Below are 16,828 nucleotides of genomic sequence, written 5' to 3' on the forward strand. Positions count from 1 at the left end.
CAGACTCCTGCACACTTTTGGTGCATTAATCCTATCGGTTCAGTCGCAACTGAGCCAGAGGAATTATGACGAAAATGAAAAGTGGAGAAAAAAGCCCATCCGAAGATGGGCTAAAAGTTTCCACGGCAACAAAAAAAACGACTAATTAAAATTAAACGCTGTAGTACAGTTCGAACTCAACTGGGTGCGGAGTCATACGAACGCGGTCCATTTCTTCTTTACGCAATTCGATGTAAGCATCGATAGCGTCGTCAGTGAACACGCCACCACGGGTCAGGAACTCGCGGTCTTCGTTCAATGCAGCCATTGCTTCGTCCAGTGAACCTGCAACTTTTGGAATTTCAGCTTCTTCTTCCGGTGGCAAGTCATACAAGTTTTTGTCCATCGCATCACCAGGGTGAATTTTGTTGATGATGCCATCAAGGCCAGCCATCAGCAGTGCTGCGAAGCACAGGTATGGGTTAGCCGCTGGATCCGGGAAGCGCGCTTCAATACGACGAGCTTTCGGGCTGGCAACCACAGGGATACGGATAGAAGCTGAGCGGTTACGGGCTGAATAAGCCAACATGACCGGTGCTTCATAGCCTGGGACCAAACGCTTGTAGGAGTTAGTCGTTGGGTTAGCCAAGGCGTTGATTGCTTTTGCGTGTTTGATAATACCGCCGATGTAGAACAGCGCCATTTCAGACAGACCAGCATATTTGTCACCCGCGAACAGGTTAGTGCCGTTCTTGGACAAAGACATATGGCAGTGCATGCCTGAACCGTTATCACCAAACATTGGTTTCGGCATAAAGGTCGCAGTTTTACCAAATGCGTGTGCCACGTTGTGCACGACATATTTGTAAATCTGAATTTCGTCAGCTTTCTTGGTCATGGTATTGAAGCGAGTTGCCACTTCATTCTGACCCGCTGTCGCCACTTCGTGGTGATGCGCTTCAACAACCAGACCCATTTCTTCCATGGTCAAACACATGGTAGAGCGCAGATCTTGTGAAGAGTCGACTGGAGGAACTGGGAAGTAACCTCCTTTTACAGCTGGACGGTGACCTTTGTTGCCGCCTTCGTATTTGGTGCTGGAGTTCCATGCGCCTTCGATATCATCGATAGCGACGTGAGAACCACGGATGCTGCTACCAAAACGAACATCGTCGAACAAGAAGAATTCTGGTTCAGGCCCGAACAACACGGTATCTGCGATGCCAGAAGCTTTCAGGAACTCTTCCGCGCGTTTGGAGATAGAACGTGGGTCGCGGTCATAACCTTGCAGAGTACCTGGCTCAAGGATGTCACAACGGATAATCAGTGTGGAATCTTCGAAGAACGGGTCCATAACAGCGGTGCTGGCGTCTGGCATCAGTACCATGTCGGATTCGTTAATGCCTTTCCAGCCACCAATCGAGGAGCCATCAAACATTTTGCCTTCTTCAAAGAAGTCAGCGTTGACCTGATGAGCCGGAATAGTGATGTGCTGTTCTTTCCCTTTAGTATCGGTGAAGCGCAAATCAACGAATTTCACTTCGTGCTCATTCAGCATCGTCAAAACATGTTCAGCGGACATACTTATATCTCCCGGATTTGTCATAGTCGTCGTCGTGGAACGATTACCGTGTATTACTGAGGTTTATGGTGCTCTGGCATTTTTGCCGGTAAAAACTTCTTGTTTCAACAAACAGTTGTTTCTAAAACCTTTTACCTGCAAGTGTGCATCAGTCAAAACAGCAAACTTGTCACTTTTTATTTCGTACTGTTATTCGCGCTGGCTATTCATGCTAAAATACATTGCGAAATCTATGCCAACTTTCCAAATCCCCCATTTATGCCATATCATGGGGGTCTGCTGATATTCAGTATGCACCAGGATAGTTATATTGCACTATTTTGGTGCTTCATTTGCGCCGTTGGGCACTGTATTGGTGCAGAAAGGGGCCGGGAGGCTATTTTTGCACCGTGAAAGGGATCACAAACACACCGCCGTTAGGTTGTTTATAAGAGAAGTTTGTGATCTTGTTTAGTCCCTCGCCTAATACGTGTACAATAGCGCGCTATTTCTAAATGCCTGAGGCAAAAAAGCTGTGATCGAGAATCTGCGTAACATCGCCATTATTGCGCACGTTGACCATGGGAAAACTACCCTGGTTGATAAGTTGCTACAACAATCTGGTACTTTCGGTGAACGTACTGAAGCAACTGAACGTGTAATGGACTCCAACGATTTGGAGAAAGAGCGTGGGATAACTATCCTCGCAAAAAATACTGCCATTAAATGGAAAGACTACCGCATCAACATCGTGGATACTCCAGGACACGCCGATTTCGGTGGTGAAGTTGAGCGTGTAATGTCTATGGTTGACTCTGTGCTGTTGGTCGTCGACGCAATGGATGGCCCGATGCCGCAGACCCGTTTCGTGACCAAAAAAGCTTTTGCTAATGGTCTGAAACCAATCGTGGTAATCAACAAAGTTGACCGTCCGGGCGCACGTCCTGACTGGGTTGTGGATCAGGTGTTTGACCTGTTCGTCAACCTGGATGCAACTGACGAACAACTGGACTTCCCTATCATTTATGCATCTGCATTGATGGGTATCGCGGGTGAAGACCACAATGATATGGCGGCAGACATGACTCCGTTGTATCAAGCTATCGTTGACCATGTATCTGCGCCACAAGTTGAGCTTGAAGCGCCGTTCCAGATGCAGATCTCTCAGCTGGATTACAACAACTATGTTGGTGTTATCGGCATCGGTCGTATCAAACGCGGTAAAGTTAAGCCAAACCAGCAAGTCACTATCATTGATAGCGAAGGCAAGACGCGTAACGGTAAAGTGGGTAAAGTTCTGACTCACATGGGTCTGGAGCGTATCGAAGCTACCGAGGCTGAAGCTGGCGACATCGTGGCTATCACCGGTCTGGGTGAGTTGAACATCTCTGACACTATCTGTGACGTTAATGCTGTTGAAGCATTGCCAGCACTGTCTGTTGATGAACCAACCGTTACTATGTATTTCTGCGTTAACACCTCTCCGTTCTGTGGTAAAGAAGGTAAGTACGTGACTTCACGTCAAATTCTTGACCGCCTGAACAAAGAGCTGATTCATAACGTAGCATTGCGTGTTGAAGAAACTGAAGATTCTGATGCGTTCCGCGTATCTGGCCGTGGTGAACTTCACCTGTCGGTTCTGATCGAAAACATGCGTCGCGAAGGTTTCGAACTGGCTGTATCTCGTCCTAAAGTTATCAACCGTGTTATCGACGGCCGCAATCAAGAACCATTTGAAAGCGTAACTTTGGATATCGAAGAACAGCACCAGGGCGCAGTAATGCAAGCCATGGGTGAGCGTAAAGGTGACGTGAAGGACATGGTTCCGGACGGCAAAGGTCGTATTCGTCTGGATTATATGATCCCAAGCCGTGGCCTGATTGGCTTCCGTACTGAATTCATGACCATGACTTCAGGTACTGGCCTGCTGTACTCCACATTCAGTCATTATGATGATGTGCGTCCAGGCGAGATCGGCCAACGTCAAAATGGCGTACTGATTTCTAACGGTCAGGGCAAAGCTGTTGCGTTCGCATTGTTCAAACTGCAAGACCGCGGCAAGCTGTTCATCGGTCATGGTACTGAAGTGTATGAAGGCCAGATTATCGGTATTCACTCACGTTCTAACGACCTGACTGTAAACTGCCTGACAGGTAAGCAGCTGACCAACATGCGTGCATCCGGTACTGACGAAGCAACCACTCTGGTTCCTTTCCTGAAGAAAACTCTGGAACAGGCTCTGGAATTCATCGATGACGATGAATTGGTCGAAGTTACCCCGCTGTCGATTCGTATCCGTAAGCGTCATTTGACGGAAAACGATCGTAAGCGTGCAGGTCGTGGTCCTAAAGAAGGTTAATTCTTCTTGGTTCTACTGATACTTAGGGCGTTTAATGCGCCCTGAGTTCCTTTACCGCCCTCCTGTAACTTGAAACCTGTTTGTTCTATTTACTTCCTGTAAAAATATTATTTTTCCTGACCGACCCCTCCTTTTTCTTCCTCTCTCTGTTCAGTGTTCTTTTTTCCCGTTACAGTAAAACTCACCATCTAATTGGGAGAGCGTCATGCTGTATATCTTTGATCTAGGGAATGTGATTGTTGATATCGACTTCAAACGCGTGTTGGGTGTCTGGAGTAAATTAAGCAGTGTTCCGTTAGCGACATTGAGTGAGCGCTTTACGATGGGAGAGGTCTTCCAGCAGCATGAGCGCGGTGAAATCAGTGATGAGGATTTTGCCCGCCAACTCAGTGATGAAATGGGGTTATCACTGAGTTTTGAGCAGTTTGCTGAAGGTTGGCAGGCGGTTTTTGTGGCTTTACGTCCCGAAGTTATCGCGATCATGCAAAAATTACGGGCTGAAGGGCACCGCGTGGTGGTGCTGTCTAATACTAACCGCCTACATTGCAATTATTGGCCACAGCATTACCCCGAGGTTGCTGCTGCTGCGGATCATATGTATCTGTCCCAAGATTTGGGGATGCGCAAACCTGAAGCCAGAATTTATCAACATGTGCTGAGTGCGGAAAATATTCCAGCGGAACACGCTGTATTCTTTGATGATGTCGAGGCGAATATAGTTGCAGCCAGAATAGAGGGCATTACTGGCATACATGTCACTGACCGAAAGGTTATTCCTGATTATTTTTCCTGATAAGTTCTTACTCCAGACGTTAATGGGTTAGCCTTAAACATCACGCTAACCCATAACAAAGCCTAATTACCCGTATTGGCTGAGAGATAAACATGGCGAGTTTTCTGCGTTTTCGCTCACTTGCACCTCTAAAACCCAGTATTACGTTCGGGCGAATGCTATATACCCGAATAGATAAAGATGGGTTAACAATGCTAGCTGGGCATTTGGCCTATGTATCATTACTTTCTCTAGTGCCTTTAGTCACGGTGATTTTTGCCCTGTTTGCTGCTTTTCCGATGTTTGCCGATATCAGCATAAAATTGAAAGCCTTCATATTTGCCAATTTTATGCCCGCAACTGGCGATATTATTCAAAATTACCTTGAGCAATTTGTCGCGAACTCAAACCGTATGACGGTTGTGGGCACTTGCGGTTTAATTGTGACCGCACTACTGCTGATTTACTCCGTCGATAGCGTGCTCAATATTATCTGGCGCAGTAAAGTTCACCGGTCACTGGTGTTTTCATTTGCTGTTTATTGGATGGTACTGACATTAGGGCCGATTCTCGTCGGGGCCAGTATGGTTATTAGTTCATATCTGCTGTCATTGCAGTGGCTGGCAAATGCCCAAGTCGACAGTATGATTGACGAAACTCTGCGGCTATTCCCGTTACTGATTTCTTGGGTTTCATTTTGGCTATTGTACAGTGTGGTGCCGACGGTTAGGGTGCCCGCCCGAGATGCAGTTATTGGCGCGCTCGTTGCCGCCCTGCTTTTTGAGTTGGGTAAGAAAGGATTCACAATGTATATCACGCTGTTTCCATCTTACCAGTTGATTTACGGGGTGTTGGCCGTTATCCCGATTTTATTCCTCTGGGTTTACTGGAGCTGGTGCATTGTATTGTTGGGTGCGGAAATCACTGTCACCTTGGGTGAATATCGCGCACAACGGCATGCCATAAGTGCAGATAAAGGCCAAAGTCAGGAGATGTAAGGCATTATGATTGCGTTGATTCAACGGGCGCTCAGCGCCAATGTCGTGGTTGATGGGAATGTTGTAGGTGAAATAGGCCCTGGGTTGTTGATATTGCTCGGCGTCGAGCAAGACGATTCTGAGCAGAAAGCACAACGGCTATGTGAAAAGGTCTTGGGGTACCGAATTTTTGGTGATGAGAATGACAAAATGAATCTGAATGTCCAGCAGGCGGGGGGCAGTGTGCTGGTGGTTTCACAATTTACACTTGTTGCCGATACCCAAAAGGGCATGAGACCGGGCTTTTCCCGTGGGGCTGTTCCCGCAGAAGCTGACCGGCTTTATCAGTATTTTGTTGCTCAATGCCGCGAGCGTGGTGTAAAAACTGAAACGGGATTATTTGCAGCGGATATGAAAGTTAGTTTGGTAAACGATGGCCCAGTGACGTTCTGGTTACAAGTATAGAGACAAAGATATCACCCAAAGCTGAGGGTTATGACATAGATTTCATTGATAATTTTAAAGAGAGAATGCTCCTATGTACCACTTGCGCGTGCCCACAACAGAACAAGAACTTAAAGATTATTATCAATTCCGTTGGGAAATGTTACGCAAGCCGCTGCATCAACCGATAGGTTCTGAAAAAGATGCTTATGACGCGATGGCGCATCACCAAATGGTGGTGGATGAGCAAGGCAAACCTGTCGCGATTGGCCGTTTATACATCAATGCTGATAATGAGGCCGCAATTCGTTTTCTGGCGGTAGACCCATCAGTTCGCGCAAAGGGATTAGGGACGTTAGTCGCGATGACGCTAGAATCTGTCGCGCGCCAAGAAGGTGTAAAGCGGGTGGTGTGTAGCGCCCGTGAAGACGCCGTCGACTTTTTCGCTAAATTAGGTTTTGTTAGTCAGGGGGAAATTACTGCCCCGCAGACAACACCTGTTCGTCATTTCTTAATGATTAAACCAGTTGTCACCATGGATGATATTCTGCATCGTCCTGATTGGTGTGGCCAATTGCAGCAAGCTTGGTATGACCATATTCCCCTTAGCGAAAAAATGGGGGTGCGTATCAGCCAATATACTGGTCAGCGCTTTGTGACAACGATGCCAGAAGCGGGTAATCAGAATCCTCACCATACCTTATTCGCCGGCAGCCTTTTCTCGTTAGCAACGCTGACGGGCTGGGGGCTGATTTGGTTATTACTTCGCGAGCGCCATTTAGGCGGCACCATCATTCTTGCTGATGCCCATATTCGCTACAGCGCCCCTGTTACTGGGCGACCAAGAGCCGTTGCAGAGCTAAGCTCACTCAGTGGTGATCTGGATAGATTGGCTCGTGGCCGCCGTGCCAGAGTTCAGCTAGATGTGAACTTATTCGGTGATGAGGATGCCGGCGCGGTATTCTCAGGAACCTACATGGTCTTGCCCGTCGATGCGGGGAGTGATGGCGTTAACTAATTTTTATCTTGCCCGTTCGTTGATGAACAATGAGCGGGTGACTTGATGAATGATTATTGCAGCATTTAAAGCTTCAGCAGGTAATAATGTTCTTAAATAGACTTGGATTGTCAGTAATATATATTTTATATTTGAAAATATAACTTAGGCAATGTAATTTTCACATTCTATATAATAACGAATTTCTTTCTTAAATTGTTTCTCAATTAACGCCCTTACTTTTCTTGTATATTCATCGCGATATTACCCTGTGGTAAATAGAGTAAATTCTACACTAGACGATACCGAGAAATCGTTATTTAATCCGTTATCACTCTCTAGTGATTTTTTGATATATTCATAATTGTGATTTCTTCGATTGTTATTAATAATGTTATTTGATTATCAGTTTATAAAATTGAGTGATATCTATAACATTTATAAAGTAGGGAGAATAAAGGTGAATAAAGATTGGCACAGACAAGAAATCTTGGCCGCCATACGTAAAAAGAAAGGCTCTCTTTCTGCCTTATCAAGGGAGAGCGGGTTATCTCCGGGCACACTTTCTAATGCGCTGACACGCCCATGGCCAAAGGGTGAAATGATTATTGCAGAAGCTATTGGTATTACTCCGCAAGAAATATGGCCCAGTAGATTTATTGATTATAGCGGATGTAGCATTATTAGAGGGATAAGGAAAATCAAACCAGGGAGAGAGATATAATGGATTCGGCACTTTTAAAATCACTGAAAATGCTAATAAGGTTTTGGGAACATAGCTCTGAACCTTGGGCAGTAAAAGATAACCAGTCAAGGTATGTTTATACAAATAATAGAGTGCACAGGTTATTAGCATTACCGAATAAATTTAGCATGGAAGGGCGATTAGATGGCGAACTTCCTTCACCAATATCAGAGTTTCAAGTTGAATTTCAAGAGCATGACCGCAAGGTAGAATTATTGCAAGACCGCATAACATCGGTTGAAATACATGCATGGGATGGGCGTTCATATTTTCAGCCATACTTTGTTGATAAATATCCACTTATAGATGAAAACGGAATTTCTCAAGGGGTCATTTGTCATGGCCGGCCAGTAGAAGATATAATATTAACGCATTTAAATAAGATAAAAGTGCCAACATCACTTATTTTTACTCCCCCATCTGATCTCTTTTCGAAACGAGAATGGGAGGTGCTGTTTTATGTTATACATTCATTCTCAAGTGCCGAAATTGCCAAAAAACTCCACTTATCATCCAGAACAGTCTGTAACATCATTCAAAAAATATATAATAAAACGGGGGTTGCCAGTAAGCGTCAGGTAATAGAATATTGTTATGAAAACAAGATCAATAATTACATCCCACAGAGCTTTTTTGAGTATTCAGGTTCTTTTCCATTAATTTAAATTAAGTGAAATTTAACTGGAGAATATAATGAATAAACACTTAAAGGATTCACTGGAGATACTCATAAGATTTTGGGAGGGAAGCTCAGAGCCTTGGGGAATAAAAGATAAACAGTCGCGTATTGTCTATGGAAATAATAGATTTAATAAATTATTAGCATTGCCTGATAAATATTGTGTCGAAGGGCGTCTTGATGGTGAGCTTCCGACACCTATAGCAGAGTTTCAGACCGAATTTCAGGCCCATGACCGTAAGGTGGAGTTATTACAGGAACGTATAACATCGGTTGAAATACATGCATGGGATGGGCTTTCATATTTAAAACCTAATTTTTGTGATAAATATCCACTAATAGATGAGAATGGTATATCTCAGGGTGTTATTTTTCATGTTAGACCAGTGGAAGACATTATACTTTCGCGATTAAGTAAGATAAAAGCACCAACATCACTTATTTTTACCCCCCCATCTGACCTATTTTCAAAGAGAGAATGGGAAGTGTTGTTTTATATTTTACATTCATTCTCAAGTAAAGAGATTGCGAAAAAACTCCTCCTATCAACTGGATCTGTTTGTAATATCACACAAATTATATATAGGAAAGTCGGTGTTTCCAGCAAGCAGCAGATAGTTGATTATTGCTATGAAAATAAAATCAATAATTATGTGCCGCAAAGTTTCTTCGAATATTCTAAGTCTTTCCCCCTTATGTAGAGGAATTGCTTACGCCGGTGACGTTAAAACTTCACGTCATCGGCGATTTGTGTTCAATGTCATTGTTAACCACTTGATAAGCGCGGCGCATGCCCCTTACTGGCCTGCTACGCTGCGCACCTCGCCATGTTGCATCATTTGATTAACTTGTTGTCCATGGCTGTCAGTGGCTTGCAGAGAGCCATTAATGGTGGGTTTCAATGGCTTATCTGCTGCCATATGACCTTTTATCTGCAGTTTCAGATTACCCAACCCTTGTAGTGGTAATGCTGGCCATCCCCAATTTTGTAAAATATTAAGGTCAACGGAGCGGCCGGTCAGATCAAGGGATAAGGCTCGGGCTGGGGTTTGGTCAATCGTTGCAGTGGCTTCCAGCAACCCCTCGGCGGTGAAAGCACTTAAATCACTAAATGTAATTTGTTGCTCATTAGCGCTCAACGCTAATGATGGACGGCGAACATCATTTTTATTAAAGGTCGCATTCCCGGCATTCAGCATTAATGAGCCAGACCACATTCCCCACTGATGATTTTTGGCTAGCAGTAAATTAGTCCCTGCGGCATCCAGTGACGTAATTTGGAAGGGAAAGTCAGGGCTAATATCAATTAATAAGTTACGGTTAGCACTCAACTTACTGACATAGACCTCGGACAACCAGTTTGGCAGAGTTTGCTGCCATTGCTGCTTCCAGTCGGCGGGGAGGGTATAAACCAGAGCCACCAATGTCAGCTCATCAAGCTGTAGGCGGTGAGTATCACGCGCCCAGTTCCCTTGGGTTCTTAACAGGCCATCCTGCCAGCGAGTGGAGAATTGATTAATGGCTACCCCTGCTGGTGACAATGTAAATGTCGCGATGGGGTCAATCAGATGAATATTACCTTTAATAATATCACCGGCATTAAGGGATAACTCGCCATCATCACTTTGCCAATCACCTTGCTTAAACGTGATATTTTTAAGTGTCAGATCTAAGTCATTAAATGCCCAGTTTTTCCCTTCAACACGCGCATCAATTAAATCAAAGCGCTTCAGCGTGATGGGGGGAAGTTGTAAAAATGTATCCCAGACGTCTTCTAAAGTTGCTGCTGTTTGCAGGCGGATATTACTCAGGCGCAGGCGGTCAATCAACCAACTGCCATCGGCGGATTGGCTGGCATTACCCGTCAGTTCCCCTTGCGCAAGGTCAGCCCCGAAGTTATTAAAAGTAAAGGTCTTTTTCTGGATTGAGCCCTGCAGATACAGCTTTTGGGCTGTAATGCCATTAATGGTCAATGAGCCAGCACTGAACTGGAATTGGGCATTTTCACCCAAACTATTACCCGGCAATGATTGCCAAGGGATGAGCCCACCATTGACTTGTTGGCCCGTCACTTTCCACTGACCCGCCGTATTTTGCGGCTCAATGGTGGTATTCAGCGCCATATTGGTCAGCCTCAACGTATCAGCCTGCAAGGGGAGCGGTGATGCGCTGTTATTGAGAGTTAAGCTCCCATTTTGCAAATTAAGGCTAAGAAAATGGCGAGGTTCGGTCAGTTGTCGCCAGCTCAGACCTAACACCGCTTGCTGGGCAATAAGAAACGCGGGTTGATTGGCCCGGCCTAGCAAAACATCAGTGATACTGATTTGCCCAGGTTGTGACCATGAGTGATCTACTTTCCCCAGAGAGAGGCGATATTCGCTGTTATCACTGACCCAATGGCTTAGCCAACCGGCAGCCCAACGGGTCTGAAGCAGTACGTAGCACAGCACTATCGACAGCACCAGTAGCAGTAATAACGTTAGCAGCACTTTCCCGAGAAATTTCATCCGGTTTTTCCACACCTGTCTGTATACGGAACCCTGTTTATGCCGCAAATTGTCCATTAGCTCAATAGACAATCAGTTATCAGGGCATAAAAAAATAGCCGGTATCGATTACGACCGGCCATTTCAGCAACGTATTAGCGCAAAGATTATTTTTCTTGTGGGAAGAGTAGGTTAAGTACGATGGCGGTGATACCGCCAGCCGCTATCCCGGAAGAAAGCAGGGTTTTCACCCAATCAGGTGCAAATTGCAGAATTAACGGTTGTTGTGCGACACCCATACCAACGGCTAATGACAGCGCCATAATCATAATTGCACGGCGGTTAAGGGTTTCGCGTGACACGATACGCACGCCGGAAGCGGCAATCGTACCGAACATCACGAGAGTTGCGCCCCCCAGCACAGGTTCTGGAATATGTTGTACAAACCCAGCGACTGCGGGGAACAAGCCCAGGACAATCAGCATTAGCGCGACAACAAAACCAACATAGCGGCTGGCAACACCGGTCAATTGGATAACCCCATTATTCTGACCAAAGCAGGAGTTAGGGAAAGTGTTAAACACGGCTGATAGCATGGAGTTCAAACCATTTGCCAACACACCACCTTTCAAGCGTTTCATATACAACGGGCCATGAACTGGTTGCTCTGAAACATCTGAGGTTGCTGTGATATCTCCGATGGTCTCAAGTGAGGTCACCATAAAGATAAGCATCAATGGCACCAATAGATTCCAGTCAAAAGATAAACCGTAGTACAGCGGCGTTGGGATGGTAATTAGGGCGGTATCTACGACTGGACGGCTTTCGGGCAGCATACCCAGTGTCCAGGCCAGCAGATACCCGACGGCCATGGCAATAACCAGTGAGGCGACCCGCAGATACGGGTTACGTTGGCGGTTGAGTAAAACAATGACCAACAGCACGGCACCCGCCAACAAGAGATTTTTAGGTGAGCCAAAAGTATGGTCGCTCATTGCGCCATAACCGCCACCAATAGATGTCAGCCCAACTTGAATCAATGACAGCCCAATAATCATCACCACAATACCGGATACCAGTGGGGTGATAATGCGGCGCGCCAGATGTAAGAAACGGGAAAGTATAATTTCTGTACAGGAGGCGACCATCAAAGTACCGAATAAGGCCGCCATCATCGTTGGGATATCAGCCCCACCATTCTTCAACGCCAATCCTCCCATAATCAGCGGAGAAACAAAGTTAAAACTGGTGCCCTGAATAGATAACAGGCCAGAGCCAACTGGCCCCCAAGTTTTAATTTGCAGTAGCGATGCCAGGCCAGAGGCAAACAATGACATGCTAATAATTCGCTGGGTATCTTCCGCCGGCAGTCCCAGCGCCTGACAAATCAGTAGGCCGGGAGTTATCACTGCAACAAACATTGCCAATAAATGTTGGCACGCGGCAAACAGGGTTTGGGCGAGTGGAGGGCGGTCTTCTAAACGATAAATTAATTCACTGGGGCGAGTTGTTGTCTGCTGTGGTGCATCAAGTTCGGCGGATTGCGTAGACATGGAGTGGCATTCCCGGATCGGCAAAGAGGGCATTTTAATGATCCGCCTCACAAAAGCAATCGGTTGCGCTGCATTTTTTTAAATATACCGGTCTGGTGCGGCTTCATTTTTTTCTATTACTAAACTTGTAATTCGGGGCATTTTTTTTTCTAATCCCCCTCTTACTGCTTTGGCGTTTATTAAGGAACTGTCTAACGTCATATTTTTATTCGATATTTCAATCGCATGGAGTACCAAGATGTTTCATCTCGATACCTATGGCACGCTAGTCGCGGCCTGTCTGGTTTTATTATTAGGCCGAAAACTCGTACAAACTGTCCCTTTTCTAAAAAAGTACACTATCCCTGAACCCGTTGCCGGCGGATTGCTGGTGGCTTTTCTCATGCTGCTGATGCAAAAGACCCTCGGTTGGGAAATCAGCTTTGATATGTCGCTGAAAGATCCCTTGATGTTGGCATTCTTTGCAACAATTGGCCTGAATGCTAACTTGGCCAGTTTACGGGCGGGTGGCAAGGCCCTGAGTGTGTTTGTCTTTGCTGTCGTCGGTTTGCTATTGATGCAAAACGCGATTGGTATAGCTCTCGCGAAACTGATGGGGTTGGATCCGCTAATGGGCTTATTGGCCGGCTCAATTACGCTATCAGGCGGGCACGGTACAGGTGCCGCATGGAGTAAAGTGTTCGTTGAACGTTATGGTTTTGAAAATGCAACCGAAGTTGCCATGGCTTGCGCGACATTTGGCTTGGTTCTGGGTGGGTTGATTGGCGGCCCGGTAGCCCGCTATTTGGTAAAACACTCTTCCACACCGGATGGCACCCCAGAGGACAGCGAAGTGCCGTCTGCTTTCGAAAAGCCTTCTGCTGGCCGTATGATAACGTCATTGGTATTGGTCGAAACCATTGCCATGATTGCCATTTGCCTCATGGCTGGCCAAGTGATTTCTGGTGGGCTGCAGGGCACAATGTTTGAGTTACCGACCTTTGTTTGTGTGTTATTCGTTGGGGTTATCCTCAGTAACACGGTGTCGGCAATTGGTTTTTATAAAGTCTTTGATCGCGCAGTTTCAGTGCTAGGGAATGTCAGTTTGTCACTGTTTTTAGCAATGGCGTTGATGAGCCTAAAACTGTGGGAGCTGGCGTCACTGGCATTACCGATGCTGGTGATTCTATCAGCACAGGCACTGGCGATGGCGCTGTACGCTATCTTCGTCACTTATCGGTTGATGGGGAAAAACTATGATGCAGCAGTGTTAGCCGCAGGGCATTGTGGTTTTGGTTTAGGCGCAACGCCGACCGCTATTGCCAATATGCAGGCTATTACTGATCGTTTCGGCCCATCACATTTAGCCTTCTTGGTGGTACCGATGGTCGGCGCGTTCTTTATTGATATCGTCAATGTAATCGTGATTAAGCTTTACCTGTTACTGCCAATTTTCCCTGCGGCCGTGGGGTAATGGTTTTTTGGGGGCGGCTATATCCGCCCCTTATGCATTATTGATTAAGCATTAGTGTAACGCGCGCGCTCGGGTAGCCAGCGCTCTATCAACGCCCGTGCGTGTTCGGGATATTGCTGATGCAGATGACGAGCTACTCGCTGCACTTCTGGAATCATGGCCTGGTCTCGTAGTAAATCAGCCACTTTAAACTCGGCACTGCCGGTCTGGCGTGTTCCCAAGAGTTCACCCGGCCCACGTATTTCTAAATCCCGTTGAGCAATAACAAAGCCGTCATTGCTGTCACGTAGCACTTGTAAACGCATCTGAGCTGTTTTGCTGAGGGGCGTTTTATAAAGCAGAACACAATGTGACGCGACGGCACCACGGCCAACGCGGCCGCGTAACTGGTGCAATTGCGCTAACCCTAATCGCTCCGGATTATCAATTATCATCAAACTGGCATTGGGAACATCAACCCCAACTTCAATCACTGTAGTGGCAACCAGTAATTGCAATTCACCCTGTTTAAAAGCCAGCATAACAGCTTGTTTTTCTGGCCCTTTCATACGGCCATGAACCAAACCGACTTTGATTTCTGGCAGTGCAATTCTCAGCTCTTCACAGGTGACTTCAGCAGCCTGGGCCTCCAGCAGTTCAGACTCTTCAATCAATGTGCAGACCCAATAAGCTTGCCGCCCCTCTTCCAGACAGGCATTTTTGACCCGCTGAATAACATCACTGCGGCGGGTGTCAGGAATGGCTACTGTCGTGACAGGTGTTCTACCTGGAGGCAATTCATCAATCACCGAAGTATCAAGGTCAGCATAAGCTGTCATGGCCAAAGTTCGGGGAATGGGAGTCGCGGTCATAATTAACTGGTGCGGGTGGAAGCCCTGCTCTTCGCCCTTTTCCCATAATGCGAGCCGCTGATGAACACCGAAACGATGCTGTTCATCAATAATAACCAGTGCCAACCCAGAAAATTGCACTTGCTCCTGAAACATGGCGTGAGTACCGACAACCATGGATACCCGACCACTGGCGACGGCTTCTTGTTGCGCCTGACGCGCTTTGCCTTTTTGTTTCCCGGCCAGCCAGCCCACTTCCAAACCCAATGGCTCCAGCCATTGGCGGAAAGTTGTGGCATGTTGTTCAGCCAATAATTCAGTCGGGGCCATCAGCGCGACCTGTTTACCATGAGCAATAGCGCGCAGTGCCGCCAGTGCGGCAACCAGTGTTTTTCCAGAACCCACATCCCCTTGAATCAGCCGCATCATGGGGAAATTGTGGGTCATATCTTGCTCGATTTCTGCCACGACCCGCTGCTGGGCATGAGTTGGTGTGAAGGGCAGTGCGGCAAGAAAACGTTGTTTAAGTTGCTCTTCGGGCAACAGTGGCAGCGCCCGATAGCTTTGTGCTCCCGCCCTGACCGCCAACATACTGAGATTATGGGCCAGCAACTCTTCCATTATCAGCCGCCGCTGTGCCGGGTGCTTGCCCTGTTCTAAATCAGCTAGTTGAATATCTGCTGGTGGGCGATGCAGCGTATGAATAGCTTCTGGCAAGCTGATCAACGACCGGCTTAATTCAATCGGCAGCAACTCGGCAATAACACTGGAATCCAGCATCGCCAGAGCTTGATCAATAAGCTTGCGTAAGGTTGCTTGCCGAATGCCTTCCGTGGTGGGGTAAACGGGGGTCAATGACTCCTGCAATTCAACGCCGATATTTTCGCCATGCACTCGATATTCTGGGTGAATAATTTCCGGGCCAGTATTGCCCCGTTTAGCTTCGCCATAGGCAATCACATGCTTACCCGGAGACAAGCTGTTTTTCATCGCGGCATTGAAGTTGAAAAAGCGCAGGGTGAGTACACCGCTGCCGTCGCTAATTTGACAGGTCATCATACGGCGGCGGCCAAAACTAATATCTGAACGAAGAACCTCGCCTTCAACCGTGACCGAAAGGCCGGGTAATAGATCGCCAATTCGGTATAGCCGGGTGCGGTCCTCGTAGCGTAACGGAAGATGGAGTAGCAGATCTTGAATGGTTTCCAGACCCATTTTAGCCAGTTTCCCGGCCTGACTTGCGCCAACACCGGAAAGTGTACTGAGGGGTACGGCATCCAGTAGGCGGCCTTTCATTTAAGACTCGTGGATTGCATGGCAGACCACCATTGTGCATCAGCAATAACCTGTCCCTGCTCATCAATATGAGGCCGAGAAAGCCCTTTACGTTTAGCCACTTGCGCCAACACGGGGTAGCCGCCTTCAAATAATAGCCGCTGTTGCTCATCTTCAGACAAAACACTCTGTGCCCGCTGATACAGACCTGCATTTTGCCGCTGCCGCTGTGCTTCATATAAAATTAGCGCAGAGGCGACTGAAACATTCAAGGATTGCACCATCCCGATCATCGGAATAATGATGTCTTTATCCGCCATTGCCAGGGCTTCTTCAGATATGCCGGTTTTTTCCTGTCCCATTAAAATACAGGTTGGGCGGGTATAGTCGATTTCACGGAAATCAACTGCCTTATCAGACAGATGAGTCGCGAGAATTTGCATACCTTGCGATTTTAAATGAGTAATAGCATCGGTAATGTGAGTGTGTGTTTTTACCTGAACCCAACTATTGCTACCGGCGGCAGAAGAGAGCCGCGTATACATTTCAGGGCTAGGCCAGATCGCATGAATTTGATGAATACCAACGGCATCAGCAGTACGAATAATCGCGGAGACATTATGAGGTTTATGTACTTGCTCCAGACAGACCGTCAGATCCGGCTGCCTGGTAGCAAGCATTTCACAAATCCGCGCATAGCGTTGAGGATTCATAGGCG

At 46.8% G+C, this 16,828-nt stretch carries 14 protein-coding genes; 9 read left to right on the forward strand and 5 right to left on the reverse strand.

Annotated elements, in window-relative coordinates:
- Positions 1 to 151: 151 nt before the first annotated feature.
- Positions 152 to 1,561 carry a glutamate--ammonia ligase gene (gene glnA / locus F0T03_RS00160; protein WP_145554427.1) on the reverse strand — a complete coding sequence of 470 codons (1,410 nt, stop codon included), beginning with the start codon at positions 1,559 to 1,561 and terminating at the stop codon, positions 152 to 154.
- A 514-nt stretch (positions 1,562 to 2,075) separates the two neighbouring features.
- Here glnA and typA point away from each other — a divergent pair.
- The 8 genes from typA to F0T03_RS00200 all read left to right on the forward strand — a co-directional run bounded on the left by typA (position 2,076) and on the right by F0T03_RS00200 (position 9,214).
- Positions 2,076 to 3,899, forward strand: coding sequence for a ribosome-dependent GTPase TypA (gene typA, locus F0T03_RS00165; protein ID WP_145554428.1), 1,824 nt, complete (start codon positions 2,076 to 2,078; stop codon positions 3,897 to 3,899).
- A 205-nt stretch (positions 3,900 to 4,104) separates the two neighbouring features.
- The gene (gene yihX / locus F0T03_RS00170; RefSeq protein ID WP_145554429.1) at positions 4,105 to 4,692 is read left to right on the forward strand and encodes a glucose-1-phosphatase; all 588 of its coding nucleotides are present in this window, start codon (positions 4,105 to 4,107) and stop codon (positions 4,690 to 4,692) included.
- Between the two features lie 92 nt (positions 4,693 to 4,784).
- Complete coding sequence (locus F0T03_RS00175; protein WP_145554430.1) at positions 4,785 to 5,669, forward strand: virulence factor BrkB family protein; 885 nt, start codon at positions 4,785 to 4,787, stop codon at positions 5,667 to 5,669.
- Positions 5,670 to 5,675: 6 nt separating this feature from the next.
- Complete coding sequence (gene dtd / locus F0T03_RS00180) at positions 5,676 to 6,113, forward strand: D-aminoacyl-tRNA deacylase (protein WP_145554431.1); 438 nt, start codon at positions 5,676 to 5,678, stop codon at positions 6,111 to 6,113.
- A 73-nt stretch (positions 6,114 to 6,186) separates the two neighbouring features.
- Positions 6,187 to 7,110 carry a fatty acid biosynthesis protein FabY gene (gene fabY, locus F0T03_RS00185; protein ID WP_145554432.1) on the forward strand — a complete coding sequence of 308 codons (924 nt, stop codon included), beginning with the start codon at positions 6,187 to 6,189 and terminating at the stop codon, positions 7,108 to 7,110.
- 439 nt (positions 7,111 to 7,549) lie between these two features.
- Positions 7,550 to 7,813, forward strand: coding sequence for a helix-turn-helix domain-containing protein (locus tag F0T03_RS00190; protein WP_145554433.1), 264 nt, complete (start codon positions 7,550 to 7,552; stop codon positions 7,811 to 7,813).
- Entirely contained in the window at positions 7,813 to 8,499 is a 687-nt protein-coding gene (locus F0T03_RS00195) for a helix-turn-helix transcriptional regulator (protein ID WP_159677010.1), read from the forward strand. The genes F0T03_RS00190 and F0T03_RS00195 overlap by 1 nt, the downstream gene beginning before the upstream one ends.
- 28 nt (positions 8,500 to 8,527) lie before the next feature.
- On the forward strand, positions 8,528 to 9,214 hold the full coding sequence (locus F0T03_RS00200) for a helix-turn-helix transcriptional regulator (RefSeq protein WP_145562171.1): 687 nt from the start codon (positions 8,528 to 8,530) through the stop codon (positions 9,212 to 9,214).
- 96 nt (positions 9,215 to 9,310) lie between these two features.
- Here F0T03_RS00200 and F0T03_RS00205 read toward each other — a convergent pair whose 3' ends face one another.
- A complete protein-coding gene (locus F0T03_RS00205; RefSeq protein ID WP_159677011.1) occupies positions 9,311 to 11,020 on the reverse strand; it encodes an AsmA family protein in 1,710 nt (569 codons plus the stop codon).
- Positions 11,021 to 11,166: 146 nt separating this feature from the next.
- A complete protein-coding gene (locus tag F0T03_RS00210) occupies positions 11,167 to 12,552 on the reverse strand; it encodes a nucleobase:cation symporter-2 family protein (protein WP_145554437.1) in 1,386 nt (461 codons plus the stop codon).
- Positions 12,553 to 12,790: 238 nt separating this feature from the next.
- Between F0T03_RS00210 and gltS the strand changes: the two genes are divergently transcribed.
- Positions 12,791 to 14,005 carry a sodium/glutamate symporter gene (gltS, locus tag F0T03_RS00215; protein ID WP_159677012.1) on the forward strand — a complete coding sequence of 405 codons (1,215 nt, stop codon included), beginning with the start codon at positions 12,791 to 12,793 and terminating at the stop codon, positions 14,003 to 14,005.
- A gap of 44 nt (positions 14,006 to 14,049) precedes the next feature.
- Here the strand turns inward: gltS and recG are convergent, their stop codons facing one another.
- Together recG and trmH are read right to left on the reverse strand one after the other, a co-directional pair.
- Complete coding sequence (gene recG / locus F0T03_RS00220) at positions 14,050 to 16,131, reverse strand: ATP-dependent DNA helicase RecG (RefSeq protein WP_159677013.1); 2,082 nt, start codon at positions 16,129 to 16,131, stop codon at positions 14,050 to 14,052.
- A complete protein-coding gene (trmH, locus tag F0T03_RS00225; protein ID WP_145554440.1) occupies positions 16,128 to 16,823 on the reverse strand; it encodes a tRNA (guanosine(18)-2'-O)-methyltransferase TrmH in 696 nt (231 codons plus the stop codon). The genes recG and trmH overlap by 4 nt, the downstream gene beginning before the upstream one ends.
- Between the last annotated feature and the right edge of the window lie 5 nt (positions 16,824 to 16,828).

Origin of the sequence: Yersinia canariae, from assembly GCF_009831415.1 — a bacterium.
GTDB classification, from domain to species: Bacteria; Pseudomonadota; Gammaproteobacteria; order Enterobacterales; family Enterobacteriaceae; genus Yersinia; species Yersinia canariae.